1 protein-coding gene and 1 pseudogene are annotated in these 1,752 nt (G+C 56.8%); one reads left to right on the top strand and one right to left on the bottom strand.

Annotated features, from left to right (window positions below; all coding sequences use genetic code 11):
* Positions 1 to 779: 779 nt before the first annotated feature.
* Positions 780 to 1,289 carry a hypothetical protein gene (locus tag AB4Z38_RS25540; protein WP_441432310.1) on the top strand — a complete coding sequence of 170 codons (510 nt, stop codon included), beginning with the start codon at positions 780 to 782 and terminating at the stop codon, positions 1,287 to 1,289.
* Positions 1,290 to 1,621: 332 nt separating this feature from the next.
* Here AB4Z38_RS25540 and AB4Z38_RS25535 read toward each other — a convergent pair.
* Positions 1,622 to 1,752 (bottom strand): annotated as a pseudogene (locus tag AB4Z38_RS25535) (IS110 family transposase); the annotation flags it as partial.

The following is a 1,752-nucleotide window of genomic DNA, read 5'->3' as shown; positions in this document are numbered from 1 at the left end:
ACTTATGATCGAGTGGTACTTATGATCGAGTGGTACTTATGATCGAGTGGTACTTATGATCGAGTGGTACTTATGATCGAGTGGTACTTATGATCGAGTGGTACTTATGATCGAGTGGTACTTATGATCGAGTGGTACTTATCATCGAGTGGTACTTATGATCGAGTGGTACTTATGATCGAGTGGTACTTATGATCGAGTGGTACTTATGATCGAGTGGTACTTATGATCGAGTGGTACTTATGATCGAGCGGCTGGGCTTGGGCTTGCTCGACTAATGTCCAGTGATTCCAAGCAACATGAGGTCCTCCGGCGAAGGCCTCGCAAGGTACATAGGAGCAGGTGCAGGGTGTCTATCATGAGGCTGTGCCTCTTGGCGGCCGAATCCTTACGAGCTCCCACGAGACGACATCGTTGGCGCTTGGGGTAGTTTCGTTCGGTCGCGTCCCGGGATCGGACTCTATTGCGGAACTGGTGGGGGAGACTCCGGAGGGTATCCAGCACCAGCCCTGGCAGCCAGTCCCAGGCCAGCCACATCAAGACTCACAGTGGCGTTAGCCTTAGGCGCGTTTGCGGTCCTAGGAGGCGCGCGACGGCGGGTGGTCCAGGCCGCCAATCCGGAGAGGAACAGGCAGACTTTGAGTCCTATTGCCGCGCACGCTGATGCTCGTTCTGATCGGTGTCCCAGAGCGGCGAGGAACCGGGCGGCGCGCGACTTTCTCTCGCGTAAGAATGGCCGTCGTGGGATAGTACACCAGGCTTCCCAATATGATTGGCCGGTGGATGATTATATTGCGTGGTTCCAGAAATTTGCCCCACTGATCGGTGGCATTGTCGGCGGCGTAATAGTCCCACTTGGAGGGCTATGGATAAAGCTGCGAAGTGGCCGCCAGGACCCCGCGGCTGTGCGCTCCATGAAGCTGCATGCTAAACTTCACGACACTCTGCCAGAGTCGACTAGGGCGCCAATCCAGAGGCTCATCGAGTTCGAAGCTGCTCGCTATTCCGCCGCGCTCATGCGGAAGGGGAAGCGAAAGGTAAAAGGCGGGAACGTTACAGCGTTTGTGCTCATCGCTTTGACGACCGGCGCGTTGGTCTACGCGTGCATCGCGTGGGGCCTCATCTGGTGGCCAGCTTTCATCGGAGCAGCCATCGTCGGGTTGTTTGGTGGCGGCCTTCTTGCCGTCGGTAGCCTTCAACTTTTCGACTACGGAGACGATGATGAAGCCTCTGCTTCTAAGGCGAACGAGGCCTCTAGTCGAAGACCCGTCGACGCTAAGCGGAGCTAACCTCCAGCGAGGGCCCTGAGCTTCGCCTTACAAACGCGGCGACGAACGCGCAATTGCCGCGTTGCGGAGTGCGGTAGTCGCCGTTTGTTGCTTATGTTGGTCAGGAAGGGGGTGTGCACAATGTGCACACCCTTGCCGTCGGACTCGGCCGTACCGGGGCCGGACTGGGCCGTACTCGGCATGTTTTCTGGAGTTCTCACTGTTTGCAAGGCCCGGAAGCCGGTTCGAGTCACACCTCGGGCACAGCATTCCCCCTCGTCAGAGGGGTTTTTGCTTTAACGTGTGTACAAAGCTTGTGGGGCGAGTTCTAGCGATCGACTCTTCTATGTCTGTCAAGCCGCTTCCTGCACCTTTTTCGCCTGAGCTGAAGCCATCAGAATTCTGAACACGCGTCGGGCTAGGAAGCGCTTGACGCAACGCCGGATTTCTTTATCAGTTTTGCCCTCGGCGCGGCGCTTCTCGG

The sequence above is a fragment of the Arthrobacter sp. 2RAF6 genome (genome assembly GCF_052115205.1).
Classification (GTDB): Bacteria; Actinomycetota; Actinomycetes; order Actinomycetales; family Micrococcaceae; genus Arthrobacter.
The sequence above is the reverse complement of the archived record's forward strand: the minus strand, read 5'-3'. Positions and strand labels throughout refer to the sequence as shown.